General features: G+C 33.4%; 1 protein-coding gene. It reads left to right on the plus strand.

Annotated elements, in window-relative coordinates; translation table 11 throughout:
* The coding region (locus CRV02_RS14535; protein ID WP_309109257.1) for a PrpF domain-containing protein at nt 1–425 on the plus strand (425 nt) is incomplete at both ends.

Here is a 425-nt window from a genome sequence, read left to right on the forward strand (position 1 = left end):
GATTTAGATGATAAATTCATTCAACCAAGTATTGAAGAAGCAGTAGCTGATGATAAACCAACTTGTGGAAATATTCTCACAGCTGTTGGAGCATTTGGAATTGAAAGAGGATTAGTAGGTGTTGAAGATAGTCAAACAACAGTCAATGTATATGATGTAAATACAGGTGCTACTATCACTCAAGTAATCCAAACACCAAATAGAACAGTTCAATACCACGGAGATTTGGAAATTCCAGGAGTTCCAGGAAAAGCTTCTCCGATAGAAATGTTTTTTAAAAATATAACTGGTGGTAAAACAGGGCATTATCTTCCTACTGGAAATAAATATGATATTTTTGATGGTGTTAAAGCAACTTGTTTAGATATATCAATGCCAGTTATTTTTGTAAAAGCTGAAGATATTGGTTTAACAGGGTATGAAAG

Source organism: Arcobacter sp. CECT 8989 (assembly GCF_004116715.1).
Taxonomy (GTDB): Bacteria; Campylobacterota; Campylobacteria; order Campylobacterales; family Arcobacteraceae; genus Halarcobacter.